We start from the raw sequence: 18,102 nt of genomic DNA on the forward strand, positions 1-18,102 counted from the left end.
AGGGAGGCAAACGGGCATGGCAGTCATCGGCAATCTGATCAAGGCGGTTCTGGTCCGCCTCGCCATGCTGTGGGACGCACTGGCGGCCATTGTCCGGCTGGCCGTGGCGCTCATCCGGGGCGGCCTGTCAGCGCTGACGCAACCTGCGAACCTGCGCGCCGTCATGGCCATCGCCCGGGCCTTCCTGCCCAATCTGGCCATTTCGAAAAAGGTGGTGACGGCCTACGACAACACCGGCACCGTCTTTGTCACCCGTAACGCCGATGTGCGCGAGGTGCTGGACAGGGAGAGCGATTTCGGCGTCGTCTACGAACCGAAGATGCGGGCGCTGACAGGCGGTGGCAACTTCTTCCTCGGCATGCAGGACACGCCGGACTACACCCGGGATGTCTCCAACATGCGCCTCGCCATCCGGAGGGAGGATATTCCCGGGCTCGTCCAGCCGCTGGCACATCAGACGGCGCAAGCCGCCGTGGATTCTGCTGTCAGGCGCATTGACGTGCCGCAGGATCTGTCCCTGCTGGTGTCCTGGGCCATCGCCGCCCGCTATCTCGGTTTACCGGGACCGGACCGGGAGACGATGACCGCCTGGACCACCATCATGTTCTGGTACCTTTTCATCGATCTGGCAGGGGACAAACAGGTTGAGCAGCAGGCGCTTGCCGCAGGAAAAGCCTGCTGTGACTACATTGATCAGGTCATCGCGGCCCGCAAGGCTGCCGCTGCAGGTGATCCGCAGGGCTGTGCCGGGGAGGATGTCATCAGCCGCTGCCTGACCATGCAGGCCGCAGGCATGCCGGGCATGAGTGATGTGGAGATCCGCAACAATCTCTTCGGCATGCTCATCGGCTGCATTCCGACCATCAGCAAGGCCGCCGTGCAGGCGCTGGATGTGCTGCTGGACCGGCCGTCGGACCTCGCGCGCGCACAAGGCGCCGCCCGCGCCGGAGACGAAGCGCAGGTGGCGCAATGCATGTTCGAGGCGCTGCGCTTCAATCCGGTCAACCCGGTCATCTACCGGCGGGCCAACCGGGATACCCGCATTGCACGCGGCACGCTGCGCTCGGTCAGGGTAAAAGAGGGCGCCATGGTGATGGCCGCCAATCTTTCCGCCATGTTCGACCGGTTCCTGGTGGAGGCGCCGGGGGACTTCCGCCCCGGACGGCCCTGGAGCAGCTACATCCTCTGGGGCTATGGCATGCACACCTGCTTCGGCGCCCACATCAATCAGGTGGCCATTCCTGCCATTGCCATGCCGCTGCTGCAAAAGCAGAACCTGCGCCGTGCGCCGGGGCCTGCCGGCACGGTAGACACCACCGCCGGCGGCAAGGCAACGCCTTTCCCCGTGCACTGGACGCTGGAATTCGACTGAAGCCGGTGCAAGCCTCCGGTGGCACCGGCCCGCCGTCAGGCGCTGACGCTGGCGGCGCGGCGCAGGTCCGTCAGGAAGTCCTGCGAGGGGCGGATCAGCCCCACCTCTGCCTCGCGGCGGCTTTTCAGCACCGGCTGGCGCAGGTCCGCCAGCAGGCGGGCTTCGTCGTCATTGAGATCCAGGAAGGCCTCCAGCACGGCAGCCATCATCACTTCCGAGGCCCGCGACGCGCCGTCATCGCATTTCAGCGCGATGCCAAGCCCCAGTTCGGGGATCGCGGCACAGAACACGCCCTCCGCCCCGGTCTTGACGAAGACGCGCTGGCGCAGGCCTTCCATGGCACGGGTGCAGAAGCGGCCGGTGCCAGCCACCATGAAGGGATTTTCAACACAAGCCTTCAGCAGCCGCTGCGCCGCCTCCGCCCGCTTCGGCTCAAGCCCTTCACCGGTGCCGAAGGCCGCAAAGGCGCGGGCAAAGCCGTCCAGCGGGCTGGCATAGGTGGGGATGGAGCAGCCGTCCGTGCCGCAGACATCCGCCGTCAGACTGTCCCCGGTCATGGATTCCAGCACGAGGCGGATTTCCTGCTGCACCGGATGGTCCGCGTCCACATAGCCCTTGGTCTTCAGACCCATCGCCTTGGCAAGGCCGAGGAAACCGGCGTGCTTGCCCGAGCAGTTGTTGTGCAGGGCGCAAGGGGTTTCGTCGGCGCGCACGAGACTGGCCACATCCTCCAGCCGCGACGGCCACTGGACGCCGCACTCCAGGGCATCCTCGTCGAGCCCCGCCTTGATCAGCATGACGCGGGCAGCATTCACATGCCGCTCTTCGCCGTTGTGGGAGGAGCAGGCCAGCGCCAGTTCCGGCGCCTCATAGCCCAGCGCATCGGCGGCACCCGATTCAATCAGCGGCAGCGCCTGCAGCGCCTTGATGGCCGAGCGCGGAAAGACGCGGGCGCCCGTATCGCCGATCCGCAGCACCGGATCACCATTGGCATCGAAGATGGCAATCGCGCCCCGGTGGCGGCTCTCGGTCATCTGCCCGCGTGTCACTTCCACAAGGACGGGATTGCTCATGTTTGCCAGTCTCCTCAAGGATTTCCGTTTGCGGCCTGTCAGCCGTTGCTCGCGGCCTTCATCGGCAGCAGCCAGGCCCGCAGCCTGTCCAGCGCCTCGCTCAGCACCTCATCACGCTTGCAGAAGCAGAAGCGAACATAATTGGGCGGCGCGTCAGTGATGTAGAAGGCAGACACCGGCACTGCCGCAACGCCCGCTTCCGTCACCATGCGGCGGCAGATGTCCACATCCGTGCCCTTGATGCCCAGCGGTGCCACGTCACAGGTGAGGAAATACGTGCCCTCGCAGGGCAGCACGCCAAAACCGAGTTCAGAAAGACCGGCGGCAAAGAAATCGCGCTTGGCCTGCAGTTCGGCGGCAAGGCCGGTGAAATAGCTGTCATCCTTCTGCAGCCCATAGGCCACGGCCTTCTGCAGCCCCGGCGGCGTGGTGAAGGTGACATACTGATGCGCCTTGGCGATGGGATCGAGCAGCTTGGCCGCGCCCGTGACATAACCCACCTTCCAGCCGGTAAAGGAGAAGGTCTTGCCGGCAGAGCCGATCCGCACCGTGCGCTCGCGCATGCCCGGAAAGCTCATCAGCGGGCGGTGCTTCACCCCGTCGAACAGTAGGTGCTCATAGACCTCGTCGCAGATGGCGAAGACGTCATGCTCCACGCAAAGCTCGGCAATGCGGGCCAGTTCCGCCTCGGTAAACACCTTGCCGGCCGGGTTCATCGGATTGTTGATGAGAATGGCCTTGGTGTTTTCGGTGAAGGCCCTTTCCAGCGCTTCAAGGTCGAGGCTCCAGGTCGGCGGTGTCACCCGCACGCGCACCGGAATGCCGCCTGTCCGGCGCACCATCGGCAGATAGCAATCATAAAGCGGCTCGATCAGGATCACCTCGTCACCCGGCTCCATCAGCGCCAGCAGGCAGTCCGCAAGCGCTTCCGTCGCGCCGGAGGTGACCATGACCTCGCTCTTCCAGTCGACGTCAAGACCGTAGAAGCGGCTGGCAGTGTCCGCCACCGCCTGCCGCAATTCCGGCAGGCCGAGCATGGGCGGATACTGGTTGGGGCCGGAAATGAAAGCCTCGGCGGCCACGCGCCGCACATCCTCCGGACCGTCCACATCCGGAAAGCCCTGGCCGAGATTGACCGCCCCATGCTCGTTGGCAAGGCGGGACATGGTCTCGAAAATCGTGGTCTCAAGCCCGGTGAACACCAGGTTTGTCGGCTTCATCGAAAAGCACCTCCTGCCCCGTCCAAAGCATCAGGCCCGGCGGACACATCCGCACAGGCCTCCAGTTGCGGCAGAAGACTCACCCCCTGCCACTTCCCCTCACCTTTACCCCCCACCCCGCCCCCCGCCAAGCGCGAAAGAAGGGCAGGCGCTGACAGGTACCGGCCGGAGCAATTCCCGTAATCTACTCTTCAGCATCCGGTTCAGCGTCGTGAGTGGGGGAATTCTGGACAGGGCGGATTGGGCTGGTGGTTTTGAAGCCACCGTCGAGGTGCACCAGAGCATAGGCCTCGCAGACTTTGGCCGAAAACAGACGATGCAGTTCCTTGCCCTCATCGATGGCGGATGCCTTGACCTCCCCGGCGCAGATCCGGATCACCTCATGAGGCTGGATCGCGCTGTTGTCGATCAAAAGGACTTCGTCAGCCAACCTTAGAGCTTCCGCCAGATTGTCGAGTGACCGCTTGTAGCGCTCACGGATGACAGTCTCGGGGATGTCATGACCGCCCTTGAGTACACGCTGCCGCACGCGCTCAATATTCGTCTCAACATCATCCAAAGCAACGTAATAGAGGCCAACCAGGAACCCGGCCGCCTTGGCACGTGACATCAGATTGATGGAATGCCGGCTGCTAAGCGTTGCCTCGAAGACAAACGGCTGACGTGCACCCACCAACTCCGAAAGCTGGCGCAGCACAATCTCGGATGCCCGGCGTTCTCTTGACTTGCCGCCGCCGGAGCCGGGCAGCGCACGTGCAATTTCGTCGGCATTAACCCAAACACCATCCAGATTCAGCTTTGCAAACGCTGATGTTTTACCCGAACCATTCGGGCCGCCGAGGATGATACAGGAAGGCTGCGGCAAGCTTTACCGCCTTATGGCCGCAGGAGTGCGTTCTTCCTTATCGTGTTCTGCACAATCCTTGGCCTCATTCTCGAGATCCTTGGCAGAGACTGGCAGCCCCAAACGGCGGCTCTCGGCGATCGCTTCCCGGCCGATCTGCATCAGGGCTTTCTTGTTCTCATCGAACTTCTTCAACAGCATCTTCGATCTCCTGATGCCTGCAATATAGTGCTTTCCGGACCAAGCAGCAAATGCTGAGGGCGCTGCCGCACGGGCGCCCGCAATGCCCCGGAGGCCGGGAACCGCGATGGCGCGCTAAACCCTATCACTGCCATTGAGGTGGCCGTCTGCGGGGAAGGATTCCTGCCCTCTGTGATTGCCATCACTTCGCCGCGATCCGGGTTCAGATAGTTTGAGCTTGGTCCGGTGCCCCTGTTTCGCCCTCTTGAGAATGGGCACGAGGCGGTGGGGCCGGTTCCTTCGGAGACGAAGTCATGATGACTGTATCGAACATGAATTTCGCGGCTCTCGCCCGCAAAGCCGGCGCCACCGCGCTGGCGCTGGTGATGGCCGGTGCGCTGACGCTGGGCGCCGCCACGGGCTCTGCCGAAGCGCGGGATGGGCGCAACGGCGCGCTGGCAGCCGGTGCTGTCGTCGGCCTTGCCGCCGGCGCCCTTTTGGGAACGGCCATGGCCAACAGCGGCCCGGACTATATCGACGCCCCCCCGGCCTATTATGCACCGCCGCCCCCGCCGCCGGTCGTCTATGGTGGTCCGGTCTATTACGCGCCGCCGCCTCCCCCGCCGGTCCGCTGCTACCTGAGCCCGGTGCAGCGCTGGGATGGCTATATCGGCCAGTATGTTGTCGTCGGCCATCAGGAAGTCTGCAACTGATCTGTTGCTGCCCTGACGCGATGGTTTTGCCCCCGCCGGTTCGCCCGGCGGGGTTTTTCTTTGTGCTGTCTTGCCACTTTCCGGGGCAAACGGACAGAGGCCGCCAATGCGGGTTAGGATGAGCCTTCAGCGAATCTGTGCGGATCAGCCCTGCCGCCGGATGAAACGACAAGGCCAGCGACAGCCCATGCCCTTTACCCTGCGCCTCACGCCCACGCTCGCCACCGTGATCGGCACCTTCGTCTTTCTCACCACCGCTTCCGTCCTCTATGTGGAAAGCACGGCCTCCCGGCGGATCGTGGCCGGGCTCGGCAGCCGGCTCGTCGATCTTGGCATGGATGCCTATGAGCAGAAATTCGAAAGCAAGATCAACGTCCTGCGCAATCAGGCAGGGTTCATAGCCGCTGCCTTCGCGCGCGGCGCCTCGCCCATCGCGCTGGATGAGGATGTGGCGCGCCTTGCCTTTGGCGGGCTGGCCGCCGCGCCGGAGGGTACCCGCATCACCGTTGCCCGTGCAGCGCAGGGCGATGCGCTGGAAGTCGGCCAGATGCCCGGCGGCGGCATGATGCTGCGCCGGATCCCGCACACGGAGGATGCGGCGCTGACAACCCGCCTCACAGAGGCGGAGACCGCAGATGTCCCCTTCTGGCTGCCGCCGGACTACGATGCGCAGCGCCAGGAAACGCTGCTCTCCTACGTGGTCCCGGTCAGGCGGGAAGGCACCTATCTGGGCTACACCGCCGTCTCCATCCCCTCTTCCGGCCTGTCCCGCATTGCGCAAACCCTGTCTGACGAGACTTTGAAGGTGTTTCTTCTTTACGGAGAGGCCGACATTCTCGCCCACCCGGATCTCGACCCGCTGGATGCCACCCTGTCCGAAGAAAATGACCTTGTGGACATAGAGGACGCGCCCGACCCGCTGCTCGCCCGCCTTGCCAGCCTGAAGCCCGTTGATCCGCTCCGGTTCGACCTCAATGAAGCCCACGCCATGTTTGAGGGCGAGACGGAGGAGCATGGCCGCTACTATGTGGTGCTGGAGCGCACGGCGACGAAATTCGGCGAGCTGCCGGTCATCACCGGGGCGATCATGCCTGCCTCCGTTCTGGAGCAGCCGCTGGAGGAGCTTTACGTCTCCATTCTCATTGCCCTGGCCATCCTGGCCGCAGCTCTTGCGGGCAGCGCCGTCATGGCCTACCGCATCGCCCAGCCCATCCGCCGGGCAGCGGCAGGCGCGCGGGCCATCGCGCGGCTGGATATTGCCGGGCTGAAGCCCCTGCCCTCCAGCCGCATCGAGGAACTGAAGGATCTGGCCAGCGGCTTCAACGCCATGACGACGGCGCTGACCGCCTTCGTGCGCTACGTGCCGCGCAGCCTCGTTCTCAAGCTGCTGCGTGAAGGCAGCGGCAGCGCCGCCCCGCAGGAACGCCAGGTGGCGGTGCTCTTCACCGATGTGGTGGGCTTTACCAGCATCTGTGAAGGCATGGACGCACGGGAGACGGCGGATTTCGTCAATCACCACCTCACGCTCATCGGCAGCGTCGTCGAGCGCCACGGCGGCACCATCGACAAATATATCGGCGACAGCGTCATGGCCTTCTGGGGCGCGCCCGATCACATGGACAATCCCGCAGCAGCTGCTGCAGCCGCAGCACTCGATATCGAACGGGCGCTCAAGGCCGACAATGCCGTCAGGCGCGAACAAGGCCTTGCCCCCGTGCGCATCCGGGCAGGCCTTCATGTGGGGCCCCTGATCGTCGGGGACATCGGCGCACCGGGCCGGGTCAATTACACCGTCATCGGCGATACGGTGAACATCGCCGCAAGACTGGAGAGGCTCGGCCACACGGCAGAGCCCGGCGCGGAAGCCATCATCCTTGCCTCCGCCGAGGTAGCCGGCGCCCTTGCCGCACAGCAAGGCTCCGCCCGCCCCGTCGTCACACCGCTCGGCGAGCAGACCGTCAAGGGCAAGACCCAGCCGGTAACGGTGGTGAGGCTGTCGCTGCCGGGGGAGGAAACCTGACACCACGTTTGTCCGGATGAGCTCCGGCATGCTAGGCAGACATATCAGACACCCTGCCGCGAGCCCGCCATGTCCGCCACCGAGACACTTACCCTTGCCGAAGCTCATGAACTGGCCGTTGCAGCCCTTGTGGCCAGCAATACGGCACCGGATGTGGCCGAAAGCGTTGCGCAGGCGCTGGTGGCCGCAGAAGCAGATGGCCAGAGCGGGCACGGCCTGTCACGGGTTCCCTCCTATGCAGGGCAAGCGCGCAGCGGCAAGGTGAACGGGCATGCGGTGCCGAAGCTGGAGGATGTGACACCGGCCCTCTTCAGGGTGGATGCCTGCGACGGCTTTGCCTATCCCGCCTTTGACATGGTCATCCAGCATCTGCCCGGGCGGGCGCATAAGCTGGGCATTGCCATGGCAGCCGTGCGCCGCTCGCATCACTTCGGCCAGGCCGGGGCGCATTGCGAAAAGCTGGCAGAACATGGGCTGGCAGCCTTCGTCTATGGCAACGCGCCGAAATCCATCGCGCCCTGGGGCGGGCGGACGCCGCTGTTCGGCACCAACCCGATTGCCTTCGCCGCCCCCGCCGGCAAGGGCCGCGCGCCGCTTATCATCGATCTGGCAGTCTCGCGCGTCGCCAAGGGCAAGATCATGGCAGCGGAAAAGGCAGGCAAATCCATTCCCGAAGGCTGGGCGCTTGATCCCGATGGCAATCCGACGACCGATGCCAGCGCAGCCATGGCCGGAACCATGATCCCGATCGGCGAGGCCAAGGGCGCGGCATTGGCGATGATGGTGGAAGTGATGTCCGCCGCCATGGTGGGCGCCAGCCTGGCCTTTGAGGCACCCAGCCTGTTCACGTCCGAGGGGCCGGTGCTCAATCTCGGCCAGACGATCATTGCCATTGACCCGGAGCTGGTGTCCGGCGGCCTGTTTGGCGAAAGAATGGATACCCTGCTGGATACGGTGGCGGCTGAAGACGGCGCACGCCTGCCCGGCTCCCGCCGCCTCGCTGCCCGGCAGAAAGCCACCGCCGAAGGTCTGTCAATCCCGGTTCCGATTCTGGACGAAATCCGGCAGATCATCGCAGTTGCATGAGCCCTGCGCCATCGCAGGCACAGGGCTCATGCATTTGGTTCAGGCCGCGCGGGAGGTGACGCTGCGCAGTCCGGTGAAAGGCATCATCTGCGCATAGACCGGATCTTCCGCACCGCTTGCCTCGACGAGGCCACAGGCTCCGGCGAGTGCGCCTTCCTTCAGCTCGAGGCCGAGGAAGCGCTGACGCTCCACCGGTCCCGGCAGATCAAGGCCAAGCGTCAGGTCCGGCGAAAAGCCGAACCTTGCATAATAGGCATGATCGCCCACCAGCATGACGCCGCCAAAGCCGGCAATGGCGGCCTGATTGAGCGCGGCACGCATCAGACGCGCGCCAAGCCCTTCGCTGCGGCAAGTGGCCTCCACCGCAAGCGGTCCGAGCAGCAGCAAGCCCTGGCCGCCTTCGGCCGTGACATGCCACAGGCGCAGGGTGCCCACGAGCACACCAAGGTCATCCAGCGCGGTCAGGGCGATGGCCGGCACGCGGCCTTCGCGCAGGCGTTCGGAGGTTTTCTGATGCCGGTCCGGACCAAACGCCCGGTCGAGCAGCAGCTCGCGGGCGCCGGTGTGCTCCGGCGCCTCGTCCAGGATTTCGATCATCTCACCTGATCCTTCAGATCACGTAGGATGCGAGAGCGGCGAAGCCGTTGAAGCCGACCGTGGAATAGGTCGTCGTATAGGCACCGCAGGACTCGATCAGCACCTTGTCGCCGATCGACAGGGAGACCGGCAGCTCGTAGGGCGTCTTTTCGTAAAGAACGTCCACGCTGTCGCAGGTCGGGCCTGCCAGCACGCAGGGCGCGGTGGCATCGCCATCCTTCGGCGTGCGGATCGGGTAGCGGATCGCCTCGTCCATGGTCTCGGCGAGGCCATGGAACTTGCCGATGTCCAGATAGACCCAGCGCACGGTGTCGTCAGCCGACTTGCGGGAAATCAGCACGACTTCCGCTTCAATCAGGCCGGCATCGCCCACCATGCCACGGCCCGGCTCGATGATCGTCTGCGGCAGGTTGTTGCCGAAGTGATCGGTCAGAGCCTGGAAAATGGCATTGCCATAGGCCGGAACGCCCGGGACATCCTTGAGGTAACGGGCCGGGAAGCCACCGCCCATGTTGACCATCTTCAGCGGGATGCCGCGGGTGGCGCATTCACGGAACACACCGGCTGCGGTTGCCAGCGCGCTGTCCCATGCGCCCAGGTTTGCCTGCTGCGAGCCGACGTGGAAGGAGACACCATAGGCGGTGAGACCGCCGCGGTGCGCAGCTTCCAGCACGTCCGGAGCCATTTCCGGAGCGCAGCCGAACTTGCGCGACAGCGGCCATTCGGCGCCTGCGCCATCGCACAGGATGCGGCAGAACACGCGCACGCCCGGTGCGGCACGGACGATCTTCTCGACTTCGGCTTCGCAGTCGACGGCATAGAGGCGCACGCCCAGCTCGAAGGCGCGGGCGATGTCGCGCTCCTTCTTGATGGTGTTGCCATAGGAAATGCGGTCGGCGCTGGCACCGGCGGCCAGAGCCATTTCGATTTCGCCGACAGAGGCGCAATCGAAGGAGGAGCCGAGTTCAGCCAGCAGGCTCAGGATCTCGGGGGCCGGGTTAGCCTTTACCGCATAGAAGACGGAGGTGTCGGGCAGCGAACGGGCAAAAGCCTCGTAGTTCGACCGCACAACGTCAAGGTCGACAACAACGCAAGGACCATCTTCGGTGCGCTGGCGGAGGAATTCACGGATGCGATCGGTCATCGGGGTTCTCCCGTTCATCAAGTCTTGGCGCGAGGTCGTCCGTCCGCTCGCCGCGGAGCCCTCCGGTATGGACAGGGAGGCTCGGCAAGAGGTGACGATCGGTCGAGCGCACAGCGGGGGCTGCACACTGTCCCTTTATGGGATGCCTTGGCTTGGAACGGGGATCGCTCCGCACGGCCGGCAATGAAGTAACAAGTGCCTCTTCAGTAACCCCGGGATGTGGAAACCCGGCAGAGACCAAAAAAGCCCTCTTACGTCGTTGCTTTAAGCCGTCCGGTTTTGTCAGACCCCAAGAGTCGTAGTGGGGCTTGTCTGACTGCCACTGGAATTCATGGACGACCACGGGCACGTGCGAATTTGGGCAAGGGTTATTTGCGCTCATTCGCTGTCATGTTCAAGGGATTTTTTGAATGAGGCGCAGATTTTTTTCGTGAAGCCGGAAGCCTGGAAAAGACAAGGTAAACGCCGGATTTTCGCCACTTTTTTAGACGTGCAAACATCGCGCGCAGAAGCCCGCCGCGCAGCGGCCGCAGATGGGGCAACGGCATGCCGTCCCAGCAGCAATCAGATGCTTTTCTTCATAAGCACGAAGGGCCGCACTGGGGCGGCCCTTCGGCTGAGATCTGCCCGCCGTTCGGGGGGCGAAGCTTGGCGGCTTTTGACGGACAGATCTGATTCTGTTCAGGTTTGCGCCTGCAGATCAGCCCTGGCGGCCCTGCGGGCCCTTGCCCTTGTCGCCACCTTGGCGGTCGCCGTGGCGCTCACCATGCGGGCCCTTGCGGCCTTCCTTGCCGCCCTTGCGGAAGTCGGCCTTGGTCAGCACGCCATCTCCGTTACGGTCCATGCGGGCCACAAGATCAGCAGTCCGTGCCGCGTTTTCTTCGGCGGTGATGGCAAGGTCGCCGTCCGTGTCGAGTCGCTGGAACATGCGCACCAGGCGCGGCTCGGCCATGCTGGCGAACAGCGCATCGAAGCCCTGCAGGTCAAAGCTGCCGGCATTGCCCGTGTCAGCAAGGGCAAAGAGCTGGCCGCGCACCTCGTCGAATTCAGCGCGTGTCACCGTGCCGTCGCCGTTCACATCGAAGCGCTCGAACATCTCCATCATCATCATGCCGTGGCGGCCATGCGGACCCTTGGGGCCATGGCCCATCTTCCAGCCCTCACGGTCCTTCCCTTCCGGACCCCGGCCTTCCGGTCCCTTACCTTCCGGCCCCTTGCCACCAGGGCCACGTGCCTCGGCACCACGGCCTTCAGGGCCGCGCGGCGGCACCGGCATCGCCTTCAGTTCCCCGTCACCATCCCGGTCGAGCCGGGCGAACATGCGGTCAGAGATGCGGTCGAACTCGGAGCGGGTGACCTTGCCGTCGCCATCGCGGTCCAGCCGCTGGAAGGCACGCACCTTCATCGGCTGCATTTGAGCAAGGCGGTAAGCCTTGAATTCTTCCAGAGTGACGCGCCCGTCCTTGTCGGCATCAGCGGCTGCGAAGCGCTCCGCGACAACGGCGTTCACTTCATCCTGGGTGACGGCGCCGTCCTTGTTCTGATCGAACATTTCGATCATCCGTCCGCCGTGGCGGCCGCCTTCGCGGTCCATGCCGCCCCAGCCTTTGGGCCCGAAGCTGTCAGCCAGCGCGATCCCGGCCACAGAGGTGGCAAGCGCGGCAGCAAGCGTGCCAATGGCGATGGTCTTGAGTGCGGTCATCAATCTTCTCCTTTTCCGGCCTATCCGGATGTCTGCAGCGGCAAGGCGTACCTTGCGGTCTGTGCCTGGCGGTCTTTGGCGAAACCGCCGTGCCGTCCTGCGATGACCAGAACATAGGCGAAGGATCCGCGCCGGATTAGGGCGGGCAGGAGGCCCAAGTGTCGTGACCTGTGACAGGTCTGGCCTCCTGCGACAGACTGTTACACTTTCCCCTGCCCCGGCGCGGAAAATGGCGCTACCTAGAAGATGAAGGACGGCGGCATCAGCCCGCCGGCAGAGAACAGTGAACCGGAATCAGCGTGATGAGTGAGCCAAGCCCCCATATTCTTGTGGTCGATGACCACCGCGATATCCGGGAAACGCTGGCCCGCTATCTGGTGAAGAACGGCTACCGGGCGACGGCCGCGGAAAGTGCAGCTTCTGCCCGCAAGGCGCTGAAGGCCGCCGTCATCGATTTGCTCGTGCTGGATGTCATGATGCCCGGCGAAGATGGCCTCAGCCTCTGCCGCAGCCTGGTTGATTCAGATGGCCCGCCCATCATCCTGCTCACCGCCATGGCGGAGGACACCGACCGGATCATCGGCCTGGAGATCGGCGCGGATGATTATGTCACCAAGCCTTTCAACCCGCGCGAGCTGCTGGCCCGCATCAAGGCCGTCCTGCGCCGCACCGCCAGCGTGCCCAAGCCCCGCGATCCGATCACGCAGGAGCGCCTCGTCTTTGAGGGCTTCACCGTGGATACGGCGCGGCGTGAACTCTTTGACCCGCAAGGTGCGCCCATCGCGCTGTCCAGCGGCGAATTCCAGCTGCTGCTCGCCTTCCTCAAGCGGCCGCGCATGGTGCTGACCCGTGACCAGTTGATGGACCTGACGAGCGGGCGCACGCCCGGTGTCTTCGACCGGTCGATCGACAATCAGGTCAGCCGCCTGCGCCGCAAGATCGAGGAGGACCCGAAGGAGCCGCGCATCATCAAGACCGTCTGGGGCGGCGGCTACATGTTCACCGCTGCCGTGGAGGAGCTTGACGCATGACCGCGCCCGCCTTCTTGCGCAAATCCGCCGCCTTTCTCCGGCGCCTGTGGCCGCGCAGCCTTGGCGGCCAGCTCATCGCGCTGCTCCTGATCGCCCTCATCGGCAGCCAGGCGGTTTCCATCTGGCTCTTTGCCGGGGAGCGGCGGCTTGCGGTCTATGAGGCGATCGGCGACGGGGTGATTGTCCGCACCGCCTCCTTGGTGCCGCTGCTGGAGACCTCCGGCGAAACGACCCGCACCCAGCTGCTGCAGGCCACCAGCTCTGCCATCACCCGCTTCTGGCTGGACCAGAAGCCCTCGGTGGCCAACGTGCCCCAGTCCGGCGCGGAGCGGCGGCTTGCCGCAGCACTGGCCGACGAGCTCGGACAGGACCCCGGCATCCGTGCCTCGCTCAGCGCAGCGGGCAAAGGCCCGGAAAGAGGCGCTGAAAGAGGCTCCAGCAGGCCGCCGCGCGAAGACCGGAAGAAGCGCGAAGAGGCAGGCGATACCAATCTTGAAAAGCTGGAGGAGCGGGAGCGCCGCCGCGAGGAGCGGCTGCGCCACCGGCTGATTGCGATCGAGTTTTCCGTGCCTCTGGCCGATGGGCAATGGCTGAACGTGGTGACCAGCCAGCGCCCGCCGCCACCCGGCGCCTTCTACACGCTGGTCCTGCAGATGGGCCTGATGGCTCTGGCCATCATCGCCATCGTTGCCTTCACCATCCGGCAGGTCTCCCGCCCCTTGCGCCAGCTGGCCGATGCTGCCGACCGGCTGGGCCGGGGCGAAGACGTGCCGCCGGTGCCGGAGGCAGGCCCGCGCGAATTGCGCAGCACCATCTCCGCCTTCAACGCCATGCAGGACCGGCTGAGCCGCTTCGTGGCAGACCGCACGCGCATGCTGGCCGCCATCAGCCACGACCTGCGCACCCCCATCACCTCCCTGCGCCTCAGGGCCGAGTTCATCGACGATGACGAGAACCGGGAGAAGATGATCGCCACGCTGGATGAAATGGCCGCGATGACGGAAGCCACTCTCGCTTTCGCCCGTGACGAAGCCGTCAGCGAGCCGCGTGAAGCGGTGGACCTCATCGCCGTTCTGGAAAGCCTTGCAGGTGACCAGTCCGACATGGGCCACGATGTGCGCCTGATGGCACCCGGGGCAGATGCGGAGACAGCCCCTGTCACCCTGCCCTGCCGCCCGATGGCGCTGAAGCGTGCCCTGCGCAACCTGATCGAAAACGCCATCCGCTACGGCGGCGCAGCCCGCATTTCGGTGGAGACAGGCCAGCGTGAAGTCATCATCCGCGTGGAAGATGACGGCCCCGGCATTCCAGAAGACCGGATGGGCGACGTGTTCGAGCCTTTCGTCCGGCTGGAGACTTCGCGCAGCGGCGAAACGGGCGGCATCGGCCTCGGCCTTGCCATCGCCCGTTCCCTCATCCACGCCCACGGCGGCACCATCATCCTCACCAACCGCCCCGAAGGCGGCCTCACCGCCACGGTGACGCTGCCGCTCTAAAGAGCGATATAAAGATATCTTTATATCATTGACATGCGCAAATATTGCGGCAACACTGCCTTCATCGTGGTTCTGCGGATCAGTGATCCGGAGCTAAGAGGGAATCCGGTGCGGTGCAGTGATGTACCCATGCCGGAGCTGCCCCCGCAACTGTAAGCAGCGAGCTGCCATTCACCATGTCACTGGGGAAGACGCCCCGGGAAGACGAATGGCCGTGATGACCTGCAAGCCAGGAGACCTGCCACGGTAGATAACGTTCTCGGGCGGGGTGTCCCGGTGTGCGCCTGTTCCGCCCGGCACACGCATGCGCGTGCTCAGGCTGTCTTGCGTCATGCCCATACCTTGCCCGCAACCTTCGGGGTAAGGAAATGAGCATACAGACCGCAAACCTCGGTTTTCCGAGAATTGGCAGACAGCGCGAACTCAAGTTTGCTCTGGAAGACTTCTGGTCAGGCAAATCTGACGAGGCCACCCTGCAGGCCAAGGCCCGCACCTTGCGCGCGGCCCACTGGCAGCATCAGCGGGAGGCGGGAATAAACATCATCCCGTCCAACGATTTCTCGCTCTACGACCATGTCCTTGATCTGGCGGTGATGACCGGGGCAATCCCGGATGGCTATGGCTGGACCGGCGGACCGGTCTCCATTGCCACCCTCTTCGCCCTTGCCAGAGGCTCAGTCGGCACTGGCAGCCACCTCTGCAACTGCAACGGCCAGTCGCCTGATGGGGCAGAGACAAAGCCTGCGCTGGAAATGACCAAATGGTTCGACACCAATTACCATTATCTGGTGCCGGAACTGCACGCGGGGCAAACATTTTCCCTGACCGGCAACAAGCCGCTGGAGCATTTCCGGGAAGCCGCCGCTCTGGGAATTCATACGCGGCCCGTCATTCTGGGGCCGGTGACCTTCCTGACGCTTGCCAAGACGCGTGACGGATCAGCCTCTCTCGCGCTGCTGGAGAAGCTGCTGCCGGTCTATGGCCAGATCCTCAAGGAGCTGAAGGCGGCAGGCGCAGACTGGGTGCAGATGGATGAGCCCTGCCTTGTGACCAGCCTTTCCACCATCGAGAAGGAAGCGCTGGTGCAGGCGTACCGGTACTTCGCCGCAGAGGTTCCCGGCCTCTCCCTGATGCTGGCCACCTATTTCGGCGGACTTGAGGACAACCTCGAAACGGCCCTTTCCCTGCCCGTTGCCGGACTGCATGTGGATCTTGTCCGCGCACCGCAGACCCTTGCCCCCTTGCTGGCCAATGCGCCGGAGCATTTGCGCCTGTCACTGGGGATCATCGACGGGCGCAATGTGTGGCGTGCGGATCTCGCCCGATGCCTCGACTGCATCAGCGCGGCAGCCACCTGGCCCGGCGGCATCGAAATCGCACCGTCCTGCTCCCTGCTGCATGTGCCAGTGGATCTCGCGCTTGAAACGGAGCTCGATCAGGAGCTTGCCTCCTGGCTCGCCTTTGCCACGCAGAAGCTGGGCGAGCTTGCAGCCTTGCGGAACGCTCTCGCAGCCCGGGCCAGCGGCAGCAGCCAGCTTGACGGCGACACGCAGGCGGCCTTTGACACGGCCGCGGCAGCCCTTGCAACGCGCGGCAGGTCCCACAGGGTCAGCGACCCCGCCGTGCAGGCAAGAGTGCAGGCCCTCGGCACGGGGCAGCAGCTGCGCGGAGCGCCTTTTGCCTTGCGGCAGGTGCTGCAGCGCACCCGCAATCCGCTGCCGCTCTTTCCAACCACCACGATCGGTTCGTTCCCGCAGACGGCAGATGTACGAAAGGCCCGTGCCCTGCATGGGCGCGGCAAGCTGGCGGATGAGGATTACACGGCATTCCTCAAGCGCGAGACCGCCGCAGCCATCCGCTGGCAGGACGAAATCGGCCTTGATGTACTGGTTCATGGCGAGTTCGAGCGCAACGATATGGTGCAGTATTTCGGCGAGCAGCTGAAAGGCTTTGCCTTCACCCGCAATGCCTGGGTGCAGAGCTATGGCTCCCGTTGCGTGCGTCCCCCCATCATCTACGGTGATGTCTCCCGGCCCGCTCCCATGACGGTGGACTGGTGGCGCTTCGCCCAGTCCCAGACAGGCAAGCCGGTCAAAGGCATGCTGACCGGTCCGGTGACCATCCTGAACTGGTCCTTTGTGCGCGACGACCTGCCACGCGAAACGGTCTGCCGGCAGATCGCCCTCGCCATCCGGGATGAAGTGTCGGACCTGGAGACCGCCGGGGCCTCCATGATCCAGATCGATGAAGCCGCCCTGCGGGAAGGACTGCCGCTGCGCCGCAGGGATTGGGATCACTATCTCGACTGGGCCATCCGCTGCTTCCGCATCTGCTGCAGCGAGACGGGAGACTCGACCCAGATCCATACCCATATGTGCTACTCGGAGTTCAATGGCATTCTTCCCGCCATCATCGCCATGGATGCGGATGTCATCTCCATTGAGGCCTCCCGCTCGCGGATGGAACTGCTGGATGCCCTGACATCACAGGGTTACCCGAATGAGATCGGTCCCGGCATCTATGACATTCACTCGCCCCGCATTCCGGGCATCGGCGAGATCGAAACCCTGCTGGGCCTCGCGCGCCAGCGGTTGCGCGACGGCCAGCTCTGGGTCAATCCGGATTGCGGGCTGAAGACGCGCAAGTGGGATGAGGTGCGCCCGGCTCTGATCAACATGGTTGAGGCAGCCCGCGCCCTGCGCCGTGCCGCAAATGCCTGCACACAAGGCGGAGACGCAGCATGACGGCCACCGCTGTTTCAACTTCAACCCTGCAGGAAGGGCTGGCGCACGCGCCAGCCCCGATCGCCACTCTGCTGGAAATCGTCTTTCCGGGCGACACCAACCACCATGGCACACTCTTCGGCGGTGCCGGTCTGGCCTATATGGACCGGATCGCCTTCATCGCTGCCAGCCGTCACGGCCGTGCGCCTTTCGTCACTGCCTCCTGCGAAAATGTAAGTTTTCACAAGCCCGCGCATGTGGGCGAGATCGTCTCCTTTGACGCTTCCATCCGTGAGGTGCGGCGCCGGTCGCTGACTGTGGAAGTGAAGATGGCTGCCCAGACCATTCTGGGCGGCGAACGTCATCTCTGCACGGCGGGTGTGTTCCACATGGTTGCCATGCCCGGTGAAGGAAAGACTGCCGGCTGGAGCCTTCCGCCCCTGACGGAAAAGGCAGCCCCTGCCAGGCCTGACGAACTGTGCATGGCGGACATTGTCTTTGCAGATCAGGTCAATGGCAATGGTGCCCTGTTCGGCGGCCACGCTCTTGCCTTCATGACCAAGGCAGCCTTCATCAGCGCCTCGCGGCTCAGCGGCAGGCTCACAGTGCTGGCAGCAACAAGGCAGATCGACTTCCACCACCCCGTCGCCCTTGGGGCAATCGTGGAGGCCATGGCGCGGATAGCTTCCGTCGGACGGTCCTCGATTCATGTCGAGGTGGATCTGTGGTCCGAAGGCCTGCTGACGGGAAAGAGGCAACTGGCCGCGAAAGGGCAGTTCGTCATGGTCGCAGTGGATGCCTCACACCGGCCGGTGGCTGCGCGGCAGAAGCCAAGCGCACCCGAAAGCTGACGGAACGGGGCCCCTTTAAGGGTGCGGCAGGCAGATCTGTTCTGCCGCAC

At 64.4% G+C, this 18,102-nt stretch carries 15 protein-coding genes and 1 riboswitch; of the genes, 8 read left to right on the top strand and 7 right to left on the bottom strand.

All coding sequences use genetic code 11. The features are described from left to right. Nucleotides 1–16 precede the first annotated feature (16 nt). The gene (locus ACVNHC_RS00585) at nt 17–1,372 is read left to right on the top strand and encodes a cytochrome P450 (protein ID WP_457166166.1); all 1,356 of its coding nucleotides are present in this window, start codon (nt 17–19) and stop codon (nt 1,370–1,372) included. 35 nt (nt 1,373–1,407) lie between these two features. Here the strand turns inward: ACVNHC_RS00585 and ACVNHC_RS00590 are convergent, their stop codons facing one another. The 4 genes from ACVNHC_RS00590 to ACVNHC_RS00605 form a co-directional block, all read right to left on the bottom strand. Next, entirely contained in the window at nt 1,408–2,445 is a 1,038-nt protein-coding gene (locus tag ACVNHC_RS00590; RefSeq protein ID WP_457166167.1) for an asparaginase, read from the bottom strand. 38 nt (nt 2,446–2,483) lie between these two features. Beyond that, nucleotides 2,484–3,665 carry an aminotransferase gene (locus tag ACVNHC_RS00595; protein ID WP_457166168.1) on the bottom strand — a complete coding sequence of 394 codons (1,182 nt, stop codon included), beginning with the start codon at nt 3,663–3,665 and terminating at the stop codon, nt 2,484–2,486. Between the two features lie 184 nt (nt 3,666–3,849). Next, nucleotides 3,850–4,530 carry an AAA family ATPase gene (locus ACVNHC_RS00600; RefSeq protein WP_457166169.1) on the bottom strand — a complete coding sequence of 227 codons (681 nt, stop codon included), beginning with the start codon at nt 4,528–4,530 and terminating at the stop codon, nt 3,850–3,852. Nucleotides 4,531–4,533: 3 nt separating this feature from the next. Beyond that, entirely contained in the window at nt 4,534–4,710 is a 177-nt protein-coding gene (locus ACVNHC_RS00605) for a hypothetical protein (RefSeq protein WP_163001219.1), read from the bottom strand. Nucleotides 4,711–5,003: 293 nt separating this feature from the next. On the opposite strand from ACVNHC_RS00605, the gene ACVNHC_RS00610 reads away from it, so the two are divergent. From ACVNHC_RS00610 to ACVNHC_RS00620, 3 genes are all read left to right on the top strand, one after another. Then, on the top strand, nt 5,004–5,402 hold the full coding sequence (locus tag ACVNHC_RS00610; protein ID WP_186392607.1) for a hypothetical protein: 399 nt from the start codon (nt 5,004–5,006) through the stop codon (nt 5,400–5,402). Between the two features lie 187 nt (nt 5,403–5,589). Continuing rightward, nucleotides 5,590–7,422, top strand: a complete 1,833-nt coding sequence (locus tag ACVNHC_RS00615) for an adenylate/guanylate cyclase domain-containing protein (protein ID WP_186392520.1) — start codon at nt 5,590–5,592, stop codon at nt 7,420–7,422. 69 nt (nt 7,423–7,491) lie between these two features. Then, nucleotides 7,492–8,508 (top strand): Ldh family oxidoreductase, encoded by a 1,017-nt coding sequence (locus ACVNHC_RS00620; protein ID WP_050470995.1) that lies wholly within the window; start codon nt 7,492–7,494, stop codon nt 8,506–8,508. Between the two features lie 39 nt (nt 8,509–8,547). Here the strand turns inward: ACVNHC_RS00620 and ACVNHC_RS00625 are convergent, their stop codons facing one another. The 3 genes from ACVNHC_RS00625 to ACVNHC_RS00635 form a co-directional block, all read right to left on the bottom strand. Beyond that, the gene (locus ACVNHC_RS00625; protein WP_122519565.1) at nt 8,548–9,105 is read right to left on the bottom strand and encodes a GNAT family N-acetyltransferase; all 558 of its coding nucleotides are present in this window, start codon (nt 9,103–9,105) and stop codon (nt 8,548–8,550) included. A 13-nt stretch (nt 9,106–9,118) separates the two neighbouring features. Next, nucleotides 9,119–10,249: a type III PLP-dependent enzyme gene (locus tag ACVNHC_RS00630; RefSeq protein WP_058900455.1), complete on the bottom strand. Its 1,131-nt coding sequence runs from the start codon at nt 10,247–10,249 to the stop codon at nt 9,119–9,121. Between the two features lie 700 nt (nt 10,250–10,949). Beyond that, the gene (locus ACVNHC_RS00635) at nt 10,950–11,951 is read right to left on the bottom strand and encodes an EF-hand domain-containing protein (protein WP_457166170.1); all 1,002 of its coding nucleotides are present in this window, start codon (nt 11,949–11,951) and stop codon (nt 10,950–10,952) included. Nucleotides 11,952–12,253: 302 nt separating this feature from the next. Between ACVNHC_RS00635 and ACVNHC_RS00640 the strand changes: the two genes are divergently transcribed. The 4 genes from ACVNHC_RS00640 (at nt 12,254) to ACVNHC_RS00655 (ending at nt 18,052) form a co-directional block, all read left to right on the top strand. Next, a complete protein-coding gene (locus ACVNHC_RS00640) occupies nt 12,254–12,982 on the top strand; it encodes a response regulator (RefSeq protein ID WP_457166171.1) in 729 nt (242 codons plus the stop codon). After that, complete coding sequence (locus tag ACVNHC_RS00645) at nt 12,979–14,478, top strand: ATP-binding protein (protein WP_457166172.1); 1,500 nt, start codon at nt 12,979–12,981, stop codon at nt 14,476–14,478. The genes ACVNHC_RS00640 and ACVNHC_RS00645 overlap by 4 nt, the downstream gene beginning before the upstream one ends. Before the next feature lie 50 nt (nt 14,479–14,528). Continuing rightward, nucleotides 14,529–14,738, top strand: a riboswitch (cobalamin riboswitch). Between the two features lie 108 nt (nt 14,739–14,846). Next, nucleotides 14,847–17,222: a 5-methyltetrahydropteroyltriglutamate--homocysteine S-methyltransferase gene (metE, locus tag ACVNHC_RS00650; protein ID WP_457166173.1), complete on the top strand. Its 2,376-nt coding sequence runs from the start codon at nt 14,847–14,849 to the stop codon at nt 17,220–17,222. Further along, complete coding sequence (locus ACVNHC_RS00655) at nt 17,219–18,052, top strand: acyl-CoA thioesterase (RefSeq protein WP_094462189.1); 834 nt, start codon at nt 17,219–17,221, stop codon at nt 18,050–18,052. Before metE ends, ACVNHC_RS00655 begins: the two co-directional genes overlap by 4 nt. Nucleotides 18,053–18,102: the final 50 nt, after the last annotated feature.

Source organism: Pannonibacter sp. Q-1 (assembly GCF_054073275.1).

What these genes read in the sequence shown, in the direction of transcription:
- ACVNHC_RS00635 (WP_457166170.1), bottom strand. Translation starts at nt 11,951, where the DNA reads ATGACCGCACTCAAGACCATCGCCATTGGCACGCTTGCTGCCGCGCTT.
- ACVNHC_RS00615 (WP_186392520.1), top strand. Translation starts at nt 5,590, where the DNA reads ATGCCCTTTACCCTGCGCCTCACGCCCACGCTCGCCACCGTGATCGGC.
- ACVNHC_RS00625 (WP_122519565.1), bottom strand. Translation starts at nt 9,105, where the DNA reads ATGATCGAAATCCTGGACGAGGCGCCGGAGCACACCGGCGCCCGCGAG.
- ACVNHC_RS00590 (WP_457166167.1), bottom strand. Translation starts at nt 2,445, where the DNA reads ATGAGCAATCCCGTCCTTGTGGAAGTGACACGCGGGCAGATGACCGAG.
- ACVNHC_RS00605 (WP_163001219.1), bottom strand. Translation starts at nt 4,710, where the DNA reads ATGCTGTTGAAGAAGTTCGATGAGAACAAGAAAGCCCTGATGCAGATC.
- ACVNHC_RS00640 (WP_457166171.1), top strand. Translation starts at nt 12,254, where the DNA reads ATGAGTGAGCCAAGCCCCCATATTCTTGTGGTCGATGACCACCGCGAT.
- ACVNHC_RS00645 (WP_457166172.1), top strand. Translation starts at nt 12,979, where the DNA reads ATGACCGCGCCCGCCTTCTTGCGCAAATCCGCCGCCTTTCTCCGGCGC.
- ACVNHC_RS00655 (WP_094462189.1), top strand. Translation starts at nt 17,219, where the DNA reads ATGACGGCCACCGCTGTTTCAACTTCAACCCTGCAGGAAGGGCTGGCG.
- ACVNHC_RS00585 (WP_457166166.1), top strand. Translation starts at nt 17, where the DNA reads ATGGCAGTCATCGGCAATCTGATCAAGGCGGTTCTGGTCCGCCTCGCC.
- metE (WP_457166173.1), top strand. Translation starts at nt 14,847, where the DNA reads ATGAGCATACAGACCGCAAACCTCGGTTTTCCGAGAATTGGCAGACAG.
- ACVNHC_RS00610 (WP_186392607.1), top strand. Translation starts at nt 5,004, where the DNA reads ATGATGACTGTATCGAACATGAATTTCGCGGCTCTCGCCCGCAAAGCC.
- ACVNHC_RS00595 (WP_457166168.1), bottom strand. Translation starts at nt 3,665, where the DNA reads ATGAAGCCGACAAACCTGGTGTTCACCGGGCTTGAGACCACGATTTTC.
- ACVNHC_RS00630 (WP_058900455.1), bottom strand. Translation starts at nt 10,249, where the DNA reads ATGACCGATCGCATCCGTGAATTCCTCCGCCAGCGCACCGAAGATGGT.
- ACVNHC_RS00620 (WP_050470995.1), top strand. Translation starts at nt 7,492, where the DNA reads ATGTCCGCCACCGAGACACTTACCCTTGCCGAAGCTCATGAACTGGCC.